Origin of the sequence: Kitasatospora sp. NPDC005751, from assembly GCF_040630835.1 — a bacterium.
In the GTDB taxonomy this organism is placed as follows: domain Bacteria; phylum Actinomycetota; class Actinomycetes; order Streptomycetales; family Streptomycetaceae; genus Kitasatospora.
Map to the genome: position 1 here is coordinate 15,021 of NZ_JBEXYC010000032.1, position 20,097 is coordinate 35,117.

General features: G+C 76.2%; 1 protein-coding gene. It reads right to left on the reverse strand.

Annotation, left to right across the window (positions count from 1 at the left end; genetic code table 11):
* Positions 1-84: 84 nt before the first annotated feature.
* Positions 85-20,094 carry a non-ribosomal peptide synthase/polyketide synthase gene (locus ABZ497_RS24835; protein WP_359808349.1) on the reverse strand — a complete coding sequence of 6,670 codons (20,010 nt, stop codon included), beginning with the start codon at positions 20,092-20,094 and terminating at the stop codon, positions 85-87.
* Positions 20,095-20,097: the final 3 nt, after the last annotated feature.

A 20,097-nucleotide genomic window follows, 5' to 3' on the forward strand; every position in this document is an offset into this window, starting at 1 on the left:
CCTCGGTGGTAGCTGGGGTGCGGTCGGCGGTGATGGTCGGGCGGGCGCGCGGGGGGCCGCGGCCCGCCGGCGGGTACGGCGCGGTCATCGGCCTCCTCGGGCGTGCCGGGCGATGTGGCGCAGCGCCTCGCCGAACTCCTCGGCGACTCCGCGCACACTGGCCGTGTCGTGGACGGCGGGGCGGTGGTGCCAGGTGAAGGCGAGGCGGCCGTCCTGGACCGCGCCCACCACCTCCAGCGGGTGGGAGCCGCCGTCGCGGGGGTCGTGGTCCTGCCCGAACGAGCCGCGCTCGACGCGCACCAGGCCGCGGCCGGCGTTCTCCGGGCGGGAGTCCCACTGGCCGAGGTAGTTGAAGACCACCTCGCCCCGGGTGCCCGCGGCGAGCCGCTCGCGGACCTCGGGCGGGCCGAAGGTGCGCAGCGCGCCGAAGCCGAGCCCGTTGCCCGGCACCGCGCGCAGCTGGCGGCGCACCGACTTCACCAGGGACCGCCAGTCGCGGTCGGGTCCGAACTCGCCGGGTGCGGGCACCTGGAAGGCGACCGGGTAGACGGTGGTGAACCAGCCGACCGTCCGGGAGAGGTCGACGCCGTCGAGCACGTCCTCGCGGCCGTGTCCCTCCAGGTCCAGCCGGACCTGTTCGCTTCCGGTCCAGCGGGCCAGCGCCAGGGCGAGCGCGGCCAGCAGGACGTCGTTGACCCGGGTGCGGTAGGCCGTCGGTGCGGCCCGCAGCAGAGCCGCGGTGTCCGCCTCGTCCAGTTCCACGCTCACCGTCGCCCGCTCGCCCGCCCCGGCGTCGGCGTCGGCGTCGGCGGGGCGGGCCGCCCGGGCGGGGCCGGCGGACACCGCCTGTTCCCAGTGGGGCAGTTCGTCGTCCAGGGCGCCCGCGGCGACGTGGGCGGCGAGTCCGAGCGCCCAGTCCCGGAAGGACGTGCCGCGTTCGCCGAGGGTGACCGGTTCGCCCTGCTCGGCCTGTCGGTAGGCGCTCTCCAGGTCGTCACCCAGGATGCGCCAGGAGACGGCGTCGACGACCAGGTGGTGGGCGACCAGGAGCAGCAGGACCGGTTGGCCGGGGTCACCGGTGAACAGCGCCGCCCGCAGGAGCGGGCCGCGGGCCAGGTCGAATCCGGCGTGCCGGTCGTCGGCGGCCCGTGCCACGGCGGCGGCGGCCTGTTCGGATGTCTGCCCGGTCAGGTCGTGGTGCTCCAGAACGTCGTCGGCGGGGGCCGGCGGCGGGTTGAACTGGTGCCAGCCCGCCTCGTCCCGGGTGAAGCGCATGCGCAGCGCGTCGTGGTGCTCCAGCAGGGCGTGCAGGGCTGTGCGCAGCGCCCGCGGGTCGGGGGCGGCGCCGAGTTCGAGGAGCGTCGACTGGTTGAAGTGGTGGTGGGCGGCGCGCGGGGTGCCGAGGAACCATTCCTGGATGGGCGTGAGCGGCACCTCGCCGGTCACCGGTGCGTCGCCGGCGCGCTGCGGGGCGTCGCGCACGACGGTGGCCAGCTGTGCGACGGTCTGGTGGCTGAACAGGTCCCGGGTCGCCAGGTGCAGGCCGTCCCGGCGCAGCCGCGAAACCACCTGCATGCTCAGGATGGAGTCGCCGCCGAGGACGAAGAAGTTGTCGTCGGCGCCGATCTCCTCGATGCCCAGTACGTCGGACCAGATCCGGGCGATCCGGCGTTCGGTGTCGGTGCGCGGAGCGACCCGTCGCCCGGCGGCGGCCTGGGCGGGTCCGGGGTCGGGCAGCGCCCGGCGGTCGGCCTTGCCGCTCGGGGTGAGCGGCAGCCGCTCCAGTGGCACGAAGAGGGAGGGGACCATGTGCGGGGGCAGCAGCTCGGCCAGGTGCGCGCGCAGCTCGGCGACGGGCACCTGGTCCGCCAGGGGACCGGCGCAGCTGTCGGCGAGGACGAGGTAGGCGACCAGCCGGGCGGGCCCGGCTCCCGGGCCGTCCCCGGCTTCGCCGGTACGCACGGTGACGACCGCGTCCCGCACCAGGGCGCTACGGCGCAGCGCACTCTCCACCTCGCCGGGCTCGATCCGGAAACCGCGCAGCTTGACCTGGTCGTCCATCCGACCCACGAAGCGCAGCTCTCCGTCGCCGTGGCGGCGCGCGAGGTCTCCGGTGCGGTACATCCGGTCCCCCGGCGCGCCGAACGGGTCGGCCACGAAGCGGGCGGCGGTCAGGCCCGGGCGGTTCAGGTAGCCGCGGGCCAGGGCGGGCCCGGCGACGTACAGCTCCCCGGTCACGCCGGGCGGGACCGGCCGTAGGGCGGCGTCCAGCAGGTAGACGCTGGTGGGTCCGGCGGGGCGGCCGATCGGTGGGGTGCCCGCGCCCGCCGCCAGCGGGCCGGTCCAGCTGGCGACCACGGTGGCCTCGGTGGGGCCGTACGAGTTGACCATCCGCCGTCCGGGGGCCCAGGTGTCGACCAGGTCGGCCGGGCAGGCCTCGGCACCGACGATGAGGGTGCGCAGCGCGGGCAGCGCGCCGGCCGCGGCCGGGTCCACGGTGGCCAGGGCCGCCGGCGGGATCAGCGTGTGGCTGATCCGCCGGTCGGCGAGCACCTCGGCCAGCCGCTCGCCGACCAGCGGGCCCTCTTCGCCGGTGACCAGGGTGGCCCCGCTGAGCAGCGAGACGCACAGCTCCAGCACCGAGGCGTCGAAGCTGGGCGAGGCGAACTGGAGTACCCGGTCGCCGGGGCCGGCCGCGTACTGCTCGGCGGCGGCCGCGGCGAAGCCGGCCAGTCCGCGGTGGGTGACCACCACGCCCTTGGGTGTCCCGGTCGATCCCGAGGTGTAGATGACGTAGGCGGGGTGGCCGGTGCTGAGCGCGGTGGCGCGGTCGGCGTCGGTGGGCGGTGTCGGCGCTCCGTCGGCGGTCCACACCTCGGCCGGGTCGTCGAGCATCAGGAAGGCGCCCGCGTCGCGCACCATGAACTCCCGTCGCCCGGCCGGGTAGCCGGGGTCGACCGGGAGGAAGGCGCCGCCGGCCTTGCTCACGGCGAGCTGCGCCACCACCGTCTCGGCCGCGCGCGGCAGCGCCAGGGCCACCACCCGCTCCGGCCCCACGCCCTGGCGGATCAGCCGGTGGGACAGCCGGTTGGCCGCCCGGTCCAGCTGCGCGTAGGTCAGTTCGCGTTCGCCGTCCAGCAGCGCCACCGCGTGGGGAGTGCGGGCCGCCTGCTGTTCGAACAGCTCGGGCAGGGTCGCCTCGGGCACCGGCCGGAACGTCCCCCGGGCCTGGTCGAGCAGGGCCTTCAGCTCGTCGTCGGAGGCCAGCGGCAGGGCGCCGATGGGGCGTCCGGGGTTCTCGGCGACGGCGGCGAGCAGGGTGGCGAGCTGGTCGGCGATGCGCTCGGCGGTGACCGCGTCGAACAGGTCGGTGTTGTAGCTGATCAGGGCGCGCAGCGCTCCGGAGTCCGTCTCGGCGAACTCCAGGGTGAGGTCGAACGGCGCCTGTTCCAGCTCGGTCTCGACGTCGGTGACGGCGAGGCCGGGAAGTTCCAGGTCGGCGGCCGGGGTGTTCTGCAGGACGACCATGACCTGGAAGAGCGGACTGCGGCTGGTGTCGCGGACCGGCTGCACCTCGTCGACCACCCGTTCGAACGGCACCTCCTGGTGCGCGAAGGCGTCCAGCACCGTGTGCCGCACGCCGCCGAGGAACTCGGTGAAGGGCTGCCCCGCCTCGACCCGGGAGCGCAGGACCAGGGTGTTGACGAAGAACCCGACGAGGTTCCGCGTCTCGGCCCGGTCGCGGCCGGAGGTGACGGTGCCGACCGCGACGTCCGCGTCCCCGGTGAGCCGGGCGAGGTAGGCCTGGGTGGCGGCGACCAGCGTGGTGAACAGGGTGGCGCCCTGCTCCCGGCCGACCCGGGCCAGCCGGCGGGCGGTCGGGGCGGGCACCTCCAGGCGGGCGGTGGCTCCGTTGCTGGTGCGCACCGCGGGGCGCGGCCGGTCGGTGGGCAGGTGGAGCGGCTCGGCGTCCGCCAGCTGCTTCCTCCAGTAGTCGAGCTGATCGTCGGCGCCGGCGGCGCCGGCCGTGCGCTGCCAGTGCGCGTAGTCGGCGTACTGCACCGGCAGGGGCGGCAACTGGTCTTCGCCGGAGCCCAGTTCGGCGCGGTAGAGGTGGGCCAGGTCGGTGAGCAGGACGGAGGTCGACCAGCCGTCGGTGACGATGTGGTGCAGGGTGATGGCCAGCACGTGGTCGCCGTCGGCCAGCCGGATCAGGGCGACCCGCAGCAGCGGACCCCGACGCAGGTCGAAGGGTCGGCCCCGCTCGTCGGCGAGCAGCCCGCGCAGCGCCGACTGCCGTTCCGGCTCAGGCAGTTCGGACAGGTCGTGGAGCGCGAGCGGCACCTCCCGCGGCTGATGGACGAGCTGGACGCCACGCCCGTCGACGCTGTCGAAGGTGGTGCGCAGCGACTCGTGGCGGGCCACCAGCGCGTTCAGGGCCGCGCCGAGGGCGCCGAGGTCCAGGGCGCCGTGCAGGCGCAGCGCGAGCGCGGTGACGTACTCGGTGCCGCCGGGCGCGAACTCCTCCAGGAACCAGAGGCGTTGCTGGGCGTAGGACATCGGCGGCGCCGCTTCGCGGGCGACCGGGACGACGGCGGGGTCCGCGCCGCAGGGTTGCCGCTCCTGCGTGAGCAGCCGGGCCAGTCCGGCCGGGGTGGGGTGGAGGAAGACCGCGCGGGGCGTCAGGTCGGTGCCGAACGCCTCGGCCAGCCGGGCGGCGAGCCGGATGCTGAGGATGGAGTCCCCGCCCAGCTCGAAGAAGCCGTCTTCCACACCGGGCGGCGCTGTGCCCAGCACCTCCCCGAAGACCTCCGCCGTGCGGCGTTCGGCCTCGGTGCGCGGCGCGAGGCGCTCGCGGGGCCCGGCGTCGCGGTCGGCGTCCGGCGCCGGAAGTGCCGCGCGGTCGAGCTTGCCGTTGCGGTTCAGCGGAAGGGCGGCGAGCGGGACGAAGGCGGTGGGCACGAGGTAGTCGGGCAGCTGGCGGGCGGCGAAGTCCCGCAGCTGCGCCAGGTCGGCGCCCGCGGGGCCGACGACGTACGCCACCAGCTGTCGGGCGCCGGGGCGGTCCTCGCGGACGACCACGGCGGTGTCGGCGACCCCCGGGTGCGCGGCCAGCGCGGCCGCCACCTCGCCGGGCTCGACCCGGAAGCCGCGGATCTTCACCTGGTCGTCGGTGCGGCCCAGGAACTCCACGGCGCCGTCCGGCCGCCGCCTGGCCAGGTCGCCGGTGCGGTACATCCGCTCCCCCGGCGCGCCGAACGGGTCGGCCAGGAAGCGTGCCGCGCTCTCGCCGGGCCGGCCCAGGTAGCCGCGCGCCAGGCCCTCACCGGCGACGAACAGCTCGCCCGCGCAGCCGGGCGGCACGGGCCGCAGGCGGCGGTCGAGGACGTACACCCGCTTGTCGTCCAGGGGGTGGCCGACGGGCACGGTGTCGGGCACCGCCGCCGGGTCGGCGAGGGCGAAGGAGGTCGCGAAGACGGTGGTCTCGGTGGGTCCGTAGCCGTCCACCACGCACAGGCCGGGGCAGGCGGCGAGGACCCGGCGCACGGCGGCGGCGGGCACCACGTCGCCGCCGGTCCACAGCCGGCGCAGACCCGTGAAGCAGTCCGGCGCGTCCTGGGCCAGCAGGCGGAAGAGCCCGGCGGTGAGCCACAGCGCCGTCAGCCCGCCGGACGTCAGCCGCCGCAGCAGCGCCGCGTCCACCGGCCCGTCGGGGGCGACGACCACCCGGCCGCCGTTGAGCAGCGGTGCCCAGACCTCGAAGGTGCTCGCGTCGAAGGCCACCGGGGAGTGCAGCAGCACCTGTTCGCAACCGCCGTCGGTGAAGCGGCTGTCGGTGGCCAGCGAGGCCACGTCGCGGTGCCGGACCGCCACCGCCTTGGGCTCGCCGGTGGATCCGGAGGTGAACATCACGTAGGCCAGCCGGTCGGGGTCGGCCGGCGGCGCGGACAGCACGGGCTGCCCGGCCGCCTCGGTACGGACGGCGGCGACCTGGTCGGTGGTGAGCCGGACGGTGGCGCCGGCCCGGGCGAGCAGCGCGCGGCGGCGTTCCTCGGACGCCCGGACGTCCACCGGGACGTAGGCACCGCCCGCCTTGAGGACGGCGAGCTGGGCGACGACGAGCTCGACCGAGCGGTCCATCGCCAGCGCCACCCGCCCCTCGACGGCCAGGCCGTCGGCCAGCAGCCGGGCGGCCAGCCGGTCCGACCACCGGTCGAGCCGGCGGTAGGTCAGGTCGTCCTCGCCGTGCCGCACCGCGACCGCCTCGGGTGTGCGGCGGGCCTGCTCGGCGAAGAGCGCCACCGGGCTCTGCGCCGTCGCCGGGCGGGCGGTGCTCTGCCAGGACGCCAGCAGCTCCCGGTCGGCCGCGGTCAGCGGCTCCAGCTCGCCCACCTCACCGTCCAGACCGTCGGCGAGGGCGGCGAGCAGCACGGTTAGGCGCCGGGCCGCGCGCTCCACCGTGGACCGGTCGAACAGCGCGGGGTCGTAGGCCAGGTCGAGGCCGAGCCGCTCGGTCAGGTAGGCACGCAGGCACCACGGGAAGGTGGTGGCGTCGTCGGCCCGTACCTCCGTCACCCGCACACCGGTCCTGGCCGCGACGGACTCGTCGACGGGGTAGTTCTCGAACACCACCATGCTGTCGAAGAGCGCCTCGCCGGCCGGTACCTCGCTCAGCGCCTGGATCCGGGTCAGGGCCAGGTGGTCGAAGGGGCGCCCGTCGCTCTGGCGCGCCTGGAGCTCGCGCAGCCAGGGCAGCACGCCGCCGGTGGCGGGTATCCGGACCCGGGTCGGCACGGTGTTGATGAACATGCCGATCATCGACTCGACGCCGGGCAGCTCCGCCGGCCGGCCCGAGACGGTGGTGCCGAAGACCACGTCGTCGCTGCCGCCGTAGCGCGCCAGCAGCAGGGCCCAGGCCCCCTCGACCACGGTGTTGACGGTCAGTCCGGCGCACCGCGCCCGCTCCCGCAGCCGCTGGGAGAGGTCCTGGTCCAGCTCGCGGTGGACGGTGGCGGCGGAGCGGGCGCGGTGCGCCTGGCCGGGCACCCGGTCATACGGCAGCGGGTTGCGCGCGGTGAAGCCGGCCAGGGCGTCGGCCCAGTAGTGCTCGGCCGCCTGCCCGTCCTGCTCGGCCAGCCAGCGCAGGAAGTCCGCGAACGGACGCCTCGACGGGCGGGGCCCCCGCGCAGCGCCGCCGGTCAGCGCGGCGTACTGGTCGCAGACCTCGGTCAGCAACTGCCCGCTGCTCCAGCCGTCCAGGATCAGGTGGTGGGTGGACCAGAGCAGCAGCACCTCGTCACCGGGGAGCGCGGCCAGCGTGAGCCGGGTGAGCGGCGCGGCGGTGAGGTCCATGCCCGCCGCGCGATCCGCGGCGAGCAGCCGCTCGGTCTGCGCTTCCTGCCGGTCCGCCGGCAGCTGCCGCCAGTCCAGCAGGGTGACGGGCACCTCGGCGCGCTGGAGCACCAGTTGAACGGGATGCGGCAGGCCCCGCCAGTGCACGCCGGTGCGCAGCGCGGGCGTGCGGTCGGCCAGCAGCTGCCAGGCCTCGGCGAACACGCGCGGGTCGGCCACGCCGGCCAGCCGCACCACGATCCGGTCGAAGTAGGCGCCCTCGGTGTCGACCAGCCCGTGGAAGAGCATCCCGGACTGGAGCGGCGTCAGCGGCAGCACGTCGGCGACCTGGCGCCCGTCGCCGACGAGCCGGTCCAGCTGGTCCTGGGTCAGGCCGGCGAGCGGGAAGTCGGAGGGGGTGCGGCCGCCGGCCCCGGGGCGGGCGCAGTGCGCCGCGATCTCGCGCAGGGCGGTGCGCATCTCCTCGGCCAGTGCGCGGACCTCGGCCTCGTCGTAGACGGCCGCCGGGTAGGTCCAGCCCAGTTCCAGGCGCCCGTGCTGGACCACCCCCGTGACGTCCAGGAGGTAGGGGCGGGCTTCGTCCGGGTCGGTGTCGCGGCCGGCCGGGGGCAGCGACGCGCGGTAGAGGCCGTCGGCGCCGGCGCTCTCGGCGTCCCACCGGCCGTGGTAGTTGAAGCCGATCCGCGGAGCCGGCGTACCCGCCGGCGCACCGCCCGGCAGCAGGTGGCGCAGCGCACCGTGGCTCAGCCCGCGCAGCGGGACGGCGCGCAGCTGCTCCTTGACCGAGCGCAGCGTCTCGTGCCATCCGGCGTCGGGGTCGACGCTCAGGGCGAGCGGGAACTCGGCGGTGAACCAGCCCACCGTCCGGGACAGGTCGAGGTCGTCGAAGAGGTCCTCCCGGCCGTGCCCCTCCACGCCCACCAGCACGCTCTCGCGACCGCACCAGCGCGCCAGGGTGCGCCCCAGGGCGCTGAGCAGCACGTCGTTGACCTGGGTGCGGTAGACCTCGGGGACCTGGCGCAGCAGGGCCTCGGTCGTCTCCGCGTCCAGCGTCACGGTGACGGTGGCGGCGCCGCCGTGGGTGTTGGGACCGGGCCGGCCGGCGGGCAGGTCGGCCGGGGCCGTGGCGGTCCGCGCCCAGTACGCGGCGTCGGCGGCCAGCGCGCCGGAGCGGGTGTGCTGCTCCAGCCGGGTCGCCCAGTGGCCGTAGGAGGTGCCCGCCGGGGGCAGTTCGGCGCCGCGGCCGGCACCGACCGCCTGGTAGGCCGCTTCGAGGTCGGCCAACAGGATGCGCCAGGAGACGCCGTCCACGGCCAGATGGTGCACGGTGACGACGAGCTGGCCCGGCTCCCGGGCGCCGCGGTCGAAGAAGAGCACGCGGACCATCCGGCCCTCGGTCGGGTCCAGTTCGGCCTGGGCCGAGGCCGTGGTGTCCTGCACCGCCGCTTCCAGGGCCGCGGGGTCGAGGCCGGCCGCCTCGTACCGGGTGAAGACGCTCCGGGGCGCCTCGGCGAGCACCTCCTGGCGCCAGCCGGTGCCGGTGTGGCGCAGCCGGGTGCGCAGGGCGGCATGGCAGCGCACCAGGGCCGCGGCTGCCTGGTCCAGGGCCGACGGGTCCGCGCCGGGGGCCAGTTCCACCCGCTGGGTCATCGTGAAGCGCATCGGGTCGCCGGGGCGGCGGCCGTCGAGGTACCAGTGCTGGATCGGGGTGAGCGGCGCTTCGGTGGGCGAGGGGTCGCCCCCGGTGTCCGGGCGCGCGCCCGCCGCACCGACCACCAGTGCGAGTTCGGCGACGCTCTGGTGCCGGAAGACGTCCTTGGTGGTCAGCGCGAGCCCGCCGGCCCGGGCCCGGGAGACGATCTGGATGCTGAGGATGGAGTCCCCGCCGAGCGCGAAGAAGTTGTCGTGCGCGCCCACCCGGGCCACACCCAGCACCTCGGCCCAGATCGCGGCCAGCCGCTCCTCGGTGCCGGGCCGCGGCGCCACGAACGCGTTGCCGCTGTCGGGCTGCGCGGGCGGCGCGGGCAGGGCGCGGCGGTCGGTCTTGCCGCTGGAGTTGCGCGGGATCCGCTCCAGCGGGACGAAGGCGGCGGGCACCATGTGGTCGGGCAGCGTCCGCCGCAGCCGGACCCGCAGTTCCTCGGCGGGCGGGATCCGGTCCCCGGCCGGCACCAGGTAGCCGACGAGCATCAGCCGGCCGGCGTGCTCGCGGGCGGTGACGACCGCCTCGGCGACGTCCGGGTGGTCGAGCAGGGCGGCCTCCACCTCGCCGGGCTCGATCCGGAACCCCCGGATCTTGACCTGCTCGTCGGCCCGGCCGAGGAACTCCAGCAGGCCCTGGGCGTCCCAGCGGGCCCGGTCGCCGGTGCGGTACATGCGCTCCCCCGGCGCGCCGAACGGGTCGGCCACGAAGCGGGCGGCGGTCAGGCCCGGGCGGTTCAGGTAGCCGCGGGCCACCTGCGCCCCGGCCAGGTACAGCTCCCCCGCCATGCCCGGCGGCACCGGCCGCAGGACCTCGTCGAGCACGTAGGCCCGCAGGTTGCGGCCGGGGCGGCCGACGACCGGGCGCTCGGGGCGGTCCGCGCACCGGCCGTAGAGGGCGTCGACGGTGCACTCGGTGGGCCCGTAGACGTTGTAGGCGGTGACGCCGAGGTCGTGCTGCGCCGCGCACAGCTCCTGCCAGGCGGCGGGCGAGATCGCCTCGCCGCCGACCAGCAGCAGGCCCGGGTGGTGGCGGCCCGCCGCGAACAGCCCGGCGGCCGAGAGTTCACGCAGGTAGGAGGGGGTGACGTTGACCACGTCCAAGCGGCGTTCGGCGATCTGGGCGCAGAAGGCCTCCGGGTCGAGCCGGACGTCCTCGTCGATGAGGTGCACCTCCTGGCCGAACGTGAGCAGCAGCGGGCCCTCCCAGCTGGTGTCGAAGGAGAACGAGGCGCTGAGCGCCATCCGCAGTGGACGCCCGTCCGTCAGGTGCGGCGCGAACAGCCCCGCGCGGTGGTCCTGGCACAGGTTGACCAGCTGGCGGTGCTCCACGGCGACGCCCTTGGGTCGGCCGGTGGAACCGGAGGTGTAGATGAGGTAGGCCGTGTGCCGCGGCAGCAGCGGATCGCGCCGGTCGGCGTCGGTGAGGTCGTGGGCGGGCAGCCGGTCCCACGGCACCTCGTGCAGCTCCCGCTCCGTCAGCAGCGTCCGCGGACGGGCGTCGGCGAGCAGGAAGGCGGCCCGCTCCTCGGGGAGTTCGGGGTCCAGGCAGAGGAGGGTGGCACCCGCCTTGAGCACCGCGAGCAGGGCCACCAGCAGGTCCGAGGTGCGCGGCAGCCGGACCGCGACCACCTGTTCCGGGCCGGCGCCACGGGAGACGAGGTGGCGGGCGAGCCGGTTGGCCCGCCCGTTGAGGGCGGCGTAGTCGAGGGTGGCGTCCCTGGCCACCAGGGCGGTGGCGTGCGGGGTACGGGCGGCCTGCGCCTCGAACAGGGCGGGAAAGGTGGTGTCCGGCACTGCCATCGGCTCGCCCTGCCCCGTCCGGAGCACCCGGCGGCGTTCGTCGGCGGTCATCAACGGCAGGGTGGCGACGGCGCTGCCCGGGTCCTCGGCCACCGCCTCCAGCAGGGTCCGCAGCCAGCCGGCCAGCCGCTCGGCGGTGGCCTCGTCGAACAGGCCGGTGCTGTACTCCAGGTAGCCGGTCAGGCCGCCGTCGCGCTCGACGAAGTCGAAGGCGAGGTCGAAGGTGGCGCTGCGGACCGGCGGTGCCAGCGGTGCCACCTCCAGGCCCGGCAGACGGGGTGCCTCGGTGCCCAGGTTGTGCAGGGCCACCATCACCTGGAACAGCGGCGTGCGGCTGGTGTCGCGCTCCGGCTGGAGGGTGTCCACCAGCCGCTCGAACGGCACCTCCTGGTGGGCGAACGCCGCCAGGACGGTGTCCCGCGACCGGCCCAGCAGCTCGTGGAACGACAGCTCCGGGCGCACCTGGGCGCGCAGCACCAGGGTGTTGACGAAGATGCCCACCACGTCGTGGAGTTCGGGCCGCTCCCGGCCCGAGGCGACGGTGCCCACGGCGACGTCCTGCTGGCCGGCCCAGCGGGCGAGCAGCACCTGGCAGGCCGTCAGCAGGGTCATGTAGAGGGTGGCGTCGGCCTCCCGCCCGCGCTCGCGCAGCCGTCCGGTCAGCGCGGCGGGCAGGGTGAAGGTCAGCAGGGCGCCGTCCCGGGTGCGGACGGCGGGGCGCGGACGGTCGGTGGGCAGGTCCAGCGGCTCCAGGCCGTCCAGGGCCTGGCGCCAGTGGGCGAGGTCCGCCTCGGCGCGGTCGGTGCGGGCGCGCTGCCAGACGGCGTAGTCGGTGTACCGCACGGGCAGCTCGGGCAGCTCGGGGCGGCGCCGTTCGAGGGCGGCCGCGTACAGCTCGCCCAGGTCGCGGCCGAGGACGGCCACCGACCAGCCGTCGGTGGCGATGTGGTGCACGGCCAGCACGAGCACGTGCTCGTCCTCGGCCGTCCGCACCAGCCGGGCCCGCAGCAACGGCCCGGCGGCCAGGTCGAACGGGGTGGCGGCGACGCGTTCCAGCAGTGCCTCCAGGAGCGCCGGGGGCTGCCCGCGGAGGTCGTCCACCGGCAGCTCGACCGGCTGCGCCGGGCGCACGCTCTGCCGGGCGCGCCCGTCCTGTTCGGTGAACGTGGTGCGCAGCGCCTCGTGCCGGGCCACCAGGGCGTCCAGCGCGGCGCGCAGGGCGCTCTCGTCGAGCGCTCCGCGCAGGCGCAGCACGGACAGGGTGGTGTACTCGGTGCCGTCCGGCTCGAAGCGGTCGAGGAACCAGAGCCGCTGCTGGGCGTAGGACAGCGGCGGCTCGACGGCCGGGTCGGCGGCGGGGATCGCGTCGGCCGACGGGCTCCCCCCGGCGGCCGGCTCGCCGAGGGCGGCGGCCAGGTCGGCCAGTCTGCCGTGGCTGAACAGCAGCCGGGGCGAGACGTCCGTGCCGAACGCCGCGCGCAGCCGGGAGGTGACCCGGATCGCGAGGATGGAGTCGCCGCCGAGGGCGAAGAAGTCGTCGTCCACGCCGACCTCGTCGGTGTCCAGGACGTCGGCCCAGGCCTCGGCGACCAGCCGTTCGGCCCGGGTGCGGGGGGCGGTGCGGTCGTGGCCGGCCGCGAAACCGTCCGGGCCCGGCGCGGGCAGCGCCCGCCGGTCGAGCTTGCCGTTGACGGTGAGCGGCAGGGCCGCCATCGGGACGTAGGCGGCGGGCACCATGTAGGGGGGCAGCAGCCGCTCCAGGTGCGCGCGCAGCTCGGCGGCGGACGGCGGGGCTTCGGCGCGCTCACCGCCGCCGACCACGTGGGCCACCAGGCGGCGGGTGCCGGCGGTGTCCTCGTACACGCCCACGGCGGCGGCGCCCACACCCGGATGGGCGTGCAGGGCGGCCTCGATCTCGCCGGGCTCGATCCGGTAGCCGCGGATCTTCACCTGCTGGTCGGCGCGGCCCAGGTACTCCAGGGTGGCGTCGGCCCGTCGGCGGGCCCGGTCGCCGGTGCGGTACATCCGGGAGCCGGGACGCCCGAACGGGTCGGCGACGAAGCGGGCGGCGGTCAGGCCCGGGCGGTTCAGGTAGCCGCGGGCGAGGCCCTCCCCCGCGACGAACAACTCGCCCACCGCACCGGGGGGGACCGGCGCCAGGTCGGCGTCCAGCACGTACACCCGCAGGTCGGGGATGCCGGTGCCGATCGGTCCGGGGCCGCCGGCGCGGGCCGTGGCGCGGTCCAGCGGGGCATGGGTGACGTGCACGGTCGTCTCGGTGATGCCGTACATGTTGACCAGGCGCGGCGCGCCGTCCGGGTGGCGGTCGTACCAGTCGGCCAGCGTCGTCACGTCCAGCGCCTCGCCGCCGAAGACCACCGTGCGCAGCGCCAACCGGTCCGCCAGGGCCGGGTTCTCGGCGTCGGCGCGGATCAACGGGTAGAACGCGGACGGGGTCTGGTTGAGGACGGTGACCCGCTCGTCGGCCAGCAGGCGCAGGAAGTCCTCCGGGGAGCGGGCGGTGTCCTCGGGAACCACGACGAGCCGGCCGCCGTGCAGCAGCGGGCCCCAGAGCTCCCACACCGAGAAGTCGAAGGTGTAGGAGTGGAAGAGCGTCCAGACGTCCTCGGCGCCGAAGCCGAACCACTCGGCGGTGCGGTCGAAGAGCCGCACCACGTTGGCGTGCGGGATCACGACTCCCTTCGGGCGCCCGGTGGATCCCGAGGTGAAGATGGCGTAGGCCGGGCTCTCGGGCAGCGGGCGGCGGCGCGGGGCGAGCTTGCCGGCCGGGCGCCGCGCGAGGTCGGCGCGCACGTCGGCGTCGCCCAGCGCCAGTACGGGCACGTCGGTGGGCCCCGGCGCGGCGGCGTCCCCGGTGAGCGTCACCAGCGCCACCGGCCGGACGTCGCGCAGCAGCTGGGCCAGGCGCTCGGGCGGCAGCGCCGGGTCGAGCGGCAGGTAGGCCGCGCCGGTCTTGAGGACGGCGAGGACCGCCACCACCAGGTCGGTCGAGCGGGGCAGCGCGAGGGCCACGAACTGCTCGGTCGAGGCGTGGAGTTCGGCCAGTCGGTGGGCGAGCCGGTCGGCCCGCGCGTCAAGCGTGGCGTAGTCGAGGCGCTCGTCGCCGTAGCTCACGGCTTCGGCGTGCGGGGTCCGGGCGGCCTGCGCCTCGAAGAGGTCCACCAGGGTCCGGTCCGGCCGGCCCTGCGCGGCGCCGTTCCAGTCGACCAGCATCCGCCGCCGCTCCTCGGCGGTGGTCCAGGCCAGGGCGCGCAGCGGGCGGTCCAGGCCGCCGGCCAGCTCGGTGAGCAGCAGGCAGAGACGGTCGGCCAGGGTGTGCGCGGTCCCGGCGTCGAACAGCTCCGGGTCGTAGGCGAGGTCGAAACCGAACCGCTCGCCCTGGTAGGCCCGCAGCACCAGCGGGAAGTTGGTGGCGTCCCGGGAGGAGACGTCGGCCAGTCGCACGCCGGAGCCCGCCGAGCGCGCCTCGTCGAAGGGATAGTTCTCGAAGGCGACCATGCTGTCGAAGAGCGGGCTGCCGGAGGGCACCTCACTCATGCCGGTCAGCTCGGCCAGCGAGACCGCGGCGAAGCGCCGGGCCTCGGCCTGCGCCTCCTGGAGGTCCCGGAGCCACGCCGCGGCGGTGCGCCCGCCGTCCACCCGGACCCGGGTGGGCAGGGTGTTGATGAACATCCCGATCATCGACTCGACACCGGGCAGGTCGTCGGGGCGTCCGGAGACGGTGGTCCCGAACAGCACGTCCCGCTCGGCGCTGTAGCGCGACAGCAGCAGCGCCCAGGCGCCCTGGACCACGGTGCCCATGGTCAGCCCGGCCTGCCGGGCGGTCCGGGCCAGCCGCTGCGACACCTCCGCGGACAGCCCGGCCGGGTGCACGCCCGCCGACCGGGCCTGGTGGAGCCCGCGCCGGACCCGGTCGACGGGCAGCGGGGTCGGGGTGGCGAACCCCTCCAGGACGCCCCGCCAGTGGGCCCTGGCGGCCTCGGCGTCCTGCCCGGCCAGCCAGCGCACGTAGTCGCCGAAGGGCCGGCGTGCGGCCGGTCGCGGTTCGGCGCCGGTGCTGAGCGCCGCGTACTCCTCGAACACGTCGGTGAGCACCTGGGCCAGGCTCCAGCCGTCCAGGATCAGGTGGTGGGAGGTCCAGAGCAGGTGCAGGCGCGCGTCGGGCAGCCGGATCAGGGTGAGCCGCATCAGCGGCGCCGCGGCGATGTCCACGCCCCGCGCGAGGTCCTCCGCGCGCACGGCGGCGACCCGCTCGGCCCGCTCCTGCGGGCCCGCCGCGCGCAGGTCAAGCTGGGTGACCGGTATCCGGGCGCGGCGGTGCACGACCTGGAGCGGGACGGGGACGCCCTCCCACACCACCGAGGTGCGCAGGGCGGGCGTGCGGTCGGCCACCCGCTGCCAGGCGGCGGCGAAGGTGTCGGGGTCGCTCACGCCGTCCAGGAGCAGCGCGGCCTGGTCGACGTACACGTCGTCGGGGCCGCCGACCAGGCGGTGGAAGAGCATGCCCTCCTGGAGCGGGGTGAGGGGAAGCAGGTCCTCCACCGCCCGGCCGTCGCCGACCAGCCGGTCCACGCCGGCCTGGTCCAGCCGGGCGAACGGGAAGTCGGACGGAGTGCGGCCGCCGGCGCCGGGGCGGGCGCAGTGCGCGGCGACGGCGGTCAGCGCGGCGGTCAGCGCGGCCGCCAGGTGCTGGACGGTGGCCGCCTCGTGCACCTGGTCGCTGTAGTGCCAGGTGATCTCCAGCTCGCCGTCGGCCACCACGGCGGAGATGTCGAGCAGGTGGTCCAGCGGCGCGTCGGGGGCGATGTCCCGACCGGGAGCCTCGCCGGCCGGGGCGAAGTCGCCGCCCTCGGCGGCCGCCCACTGGCCGTGGTAGTTGAAGGACACCTGGGGCAGCGGCACCGCCCGCAGGGCGGCCGCGGCCGGGTCGGGCGAGCCGAGGCGGGCCAGCGCCTCGTAGCTCAGGCCCCGCCGGGGGACGGCCCGCAGCCGCTCCTTGACCCCCTTCAGAGTGGCGGCCCAGTCCGGGGCGCCGGCCGTTCCGACCGGGGTGAGGGTGACGGGGTACTGGGTGGTGAACCAGCCGACCGTGCGGGAGAGGTCGGGCTCGTGGCCGGCCGGCCCGCCGAGTTCCTCGCGGCCGTGCCCCTCCAGGGCGACGGCCACCCGCCCGGCGCCCGTCCAGTCGGCGAGCACCCGGCCCAGCGCGCTGAGCAGCACGTCGTTGACCTGGGTGCGGTAGACCGCGGGGACCTGGCGCAGCAGCGCCTCGGTGGTGGCCCGGTCCACCCTGGTCCGAACGGTGCGGACCGAACCGGCCAGCGGGCTGCCGGGAAGGTCGACGGGCAGCGGGGCCGGCGCGGCCGAGACCTCGTCCAGCCAGTACGGCAGGTCACCGTCGAGGTCCCCGGCCCGAACGCGCTCGGCGACGTGGTGCGCCCAGTCGGTGAACGGGGTCTGCTCGGGGTCCAGCCGAACCGGCTCGCCGGCGGCCGCCTGCCGGTAGGCCAGGGCGAGGTCGGCCAGCAGCACCCGCCAGGAGACGCTGTCCACGGCCAGGTGGTGGGCCGTCACGAACAGCTGGGGCCGGGCGCCGTCGGCGGCCCGCAGCAGGGCCGCGCGCAGCAGCGCGCCGCTGGCCGGGTCGAGGGCCTCACGGGCCGCGTCGGCCGCGCGGCGCCGGGCGGCGTCCTCGGCCTCGGCGTCGGCGGCGAGGGCGGCCGGGTCGTGGCAGGTCAGCAAAGCGCCGACCGGACCGGCTCCGGGGCTCTGGTGCCAGCCGTCGCCGGTGCGGGTGAACCGGGTGCGCAGCGCCGGGTGCGCGGCCGCCACCGCTTCGAGCGCCAGCTCCAGCGCCCGCTCGTCCAGGTCGCACGGCAGGTCGAGCAGCATCGACATGCTGAAGTGGCGCAGCGGGCCGTGGGTGGCGAAGAACCACTCCTGCACCGGGGTCAGCGGCGCGGGTCCGTCGTCCCGCGGTCGCCGCGCCGTCGCCGCCGGGGCGAGCCGGCGGCGGGCCGCCGCAGCGGCGAGGTCGGCGACGCTCTGGTGGCGGAAGACGTCGCTCGAACCGAGCCGCAGGCCTGCGGCTCGGGCCCGGGAGACGGCCTGGATGCTGAGGATCGAATCGCCGCCCAGCTCGAAGAAGTTGTCCGTGACGCCCACCCTGGCGACGCCGAGCACCTCGGCCCAGATGCCGGCCAGCACCTCCTCGTCCGGGGTCCGTGGGGCGACGAACTCCTTCTGCTGCCGGTCCACTTCGAGGTCGGGGGCGGGCAGGGCCCGGCGGTCGAGCTTGCCGCTGGTGGTGAGCGGCAGCGCGTCGAGCGCGGTGAAGGAGGACGGCACCAGGTGGTCGGGCAGCACCTGCCGCAGCGCCGCCCGCAGGTCGGCGGCGGGCGGCACGGCGTATCCGGTGGCGGGCACCAGATAGGCCGCCAGCCGGGCGCGGCCGTGTGCGTCGGGCGCGGCCACCACCGCGGCCGCGCCGACGGCGGGCAGCTCCAGCAGCGCCGCCTCGACCTCGCCCGGTTCGACGCGGTGGCCGCGCACCTTGACCTGGTCGTCCGCCCGCCCGAGGTAGTCCAGGCGCCCGTCGGCGGTCCAGCGGGCCAAGTCTCCGGTGCGGTACATCCGGGCACCGGGCGGCCCGAACGGGTCGGCCGTGAACCGCGCCGCGGTCAGCCCGGGACGGTCGGCGTAGCCGCGGGCGAGCTGCTCGCCCGCCAGGTACAGCTCGCCGCCGACGCCGGGCGGCACCGGCCGGCGCCGGTCGTCCAGCACGTACGCCCGCACGTTCGGCAGCGGGCGGCCCACCAGCGCCCGGTCGCCGTCCGCGATCCGGCAGGCCAGTGCGTCGACCGTGCACTCCGTCGGGCCGTAGAAGTTGTAGGCGGCCACCCCGGGGTGCGCGGCCAGCTCGCGCCAGAGGGCGGCGCCGACCGCCTCGCCGCCGAGCATCAGCACCCGCGGGCGGTGCCGCGGATCGGTGAGCAGCCCGGCGGGCAGCAGCTGACCGAGGTAGGAGGGGGTCACGTCGAGGAAGTCGACGCGGTGCTGGACCACGTACTCGACCAGGGCGGCCGGATCCATCCGGGTCACCTCGTCGACCACGTGCAGCGGGTGGCCGTCGGCCATCAGCAGCACGCCCTCCAAGGAGGTGTCGAAGGAGAACGAGGCGGTGAGCGCCACCCGCAGCGGGCCGCCGCCCGCGTCGGCGACGAAGCCCGCCCGGTGGGCGGCCAGCAGGTGCGTCACCGCGCGGTGCGCCACCACGACGCCCTTGGGGCGGCCGGTGGAGCCCGAGGTGTAGATGACGTAGGCGGTGTTCGCCGGGCGCAGCGGGGCGATCCGGTCGGCGTCGACGGGGTCGGTGTCCCGGCCGGTGGCCGGGGCGGCCCGCAACGCGTCCTCGTCCAGGACCAACGCCGGCCGGGCGTCCTCCAGCAGGTAGCGCACGCGCTCCGCGGGCAGGGCGGGGTCGATCGGCAGGTAGCCGGCGCCGGCCTTCCAGACGGCGAGGATCGCCACGATCATGTCGGCGGTGCGCGGCAGCGTCAGCGCGACCAGCCGTTCGGGGCCCGCTCCGAGGGATATCAGGTGGTGCGCGAGCCGGTTGGCCCGGCGGTTGAGCGTCGCGTAGTCCAGCCGCTCGCCCCCGGCGACCAGGGCGAGGGCCGCCGGGGTCAGGGCGGCCCGGCGCTCCAGGAGTTCGGGGTAGCAGGCGTCGTCAACGGGCAGCCGGGCGCCGTTCCACTCCCGCGTCACCCGGCGGACCTCCTCGGCGGAGAGCAGCGGCAGGGTGCCCAGCGGCCGGTCCGGTTCGGCGGCGACGCCCTCCAGGAGCCGCAGCAGCTGGTCGGCCATCCGCCGCGCGGTGGACTCGTCGAACAGGTCGCTGCGGTACTCCAGCAGGCCGGTCAGCCCCTCCCCGTCCGGGACGAACTCCACGCTGAGGTCGAAGGTGGCCGCCTGCCGGGGCACGTCGACCAGGGAGACGTCCAGCCCGTGCGCGGCGGCGGGCGCGGGCGGGGCGGGGTGCAGCAGGACCATCACGTCGAAGAGCGGGTTGCGGCCCGCCTCGCGGGGGGCGCCGACCGTCTCCACCAGTCGCTCGAAGGGCGTGTCACCGTGCACGAAGGAGTCGTTGACGGTGGTGGTGGCGGCCGACAGCAGGTCGCGGAAGGACCAGGACCGCTCCACCGGGGTGCGCAGCACCACCGTGTTGACGAAGCAGCCGACGGCCCGTTCCAGGTCGGTGCGGGAGCGCCCGGAGGTCAGGGAGCCCACGGTGATGTCGTCCTGGCCGGACCAGCGGGCCAGCAGCGCCTGGGTGGCGGCGACCAGAGCGGTGTAGAGCGTGCTGTGCTGCTCGGTCACCAGGTCGCGCAGCCGGGCCGTCAGCCGCGCGGAGACGGGGAAGGTGTGGATCGCGCCCGCGCCGGCCTCCTCGCCGCGCCGGGGCCGGTCCAGCGGCAGCTCGGGGGCCACCGCGCCGGCCAGCTGCCCCTTCCAGTAGGCGAGGTGCTTCTCGAGTCGGGTGCCGGAGAGCTGCTCGCGCTGCCACACCGCGAAGTCGGGGTACTGCGTGGCCACCGGGGGCAGCTGGGGGGCCGCGCCCCGGACCAGGGCGGCGTAGGCGGTGCACAGCTCGTCCAGGACCACGCCCATGGACCAGCCGTCGGTGACGATGTGGTGCGCGGTCAGCAGCAGGACGTGCGCGGCATCCGACTCGCGCACCAGCAGCGCCCGCAGCGGTGGGCCCTGGCGCAGGTCGAACGGGCGGGAGTACTCCGCCAGCAGGATCGCGTCGAGGGTTTCCGTCGGGCTCGGCTCGCGAACCGGCAGCGGCACCGGCTCGGCCGGCCGCACGGTCTGCGCCAGGTGGCCGTCGGTCTCCTCGAAGGTGGTCCGCAGTCCCTCGTGGCGTGCCACCACGGCGGCCAGCGCCCGGGCCAGCGCCTCGCGCTCCAGCGGCCCGGTGAAGCGCACGGCGAGGGCGCTGTTGTAGCGGTGGTCGCCGGGCCGCAGCCGGTCCAGGAACCACAGGCGCTGCTGGACGAAGGAGAGGGGCAGCGGGCGGCCGCGGTCGGCGCGCGGGACGGTCCGCCCGGCGCCGGGCCCCTCGCCGCCGGCCTGTCCGGCCAGCCTGCGGCGCAGCGCTTCCCGCAGGTCCGCGGGCAGGGCGGCGGCGCGGTCTCGCTTCGAAGGCGTCATGGT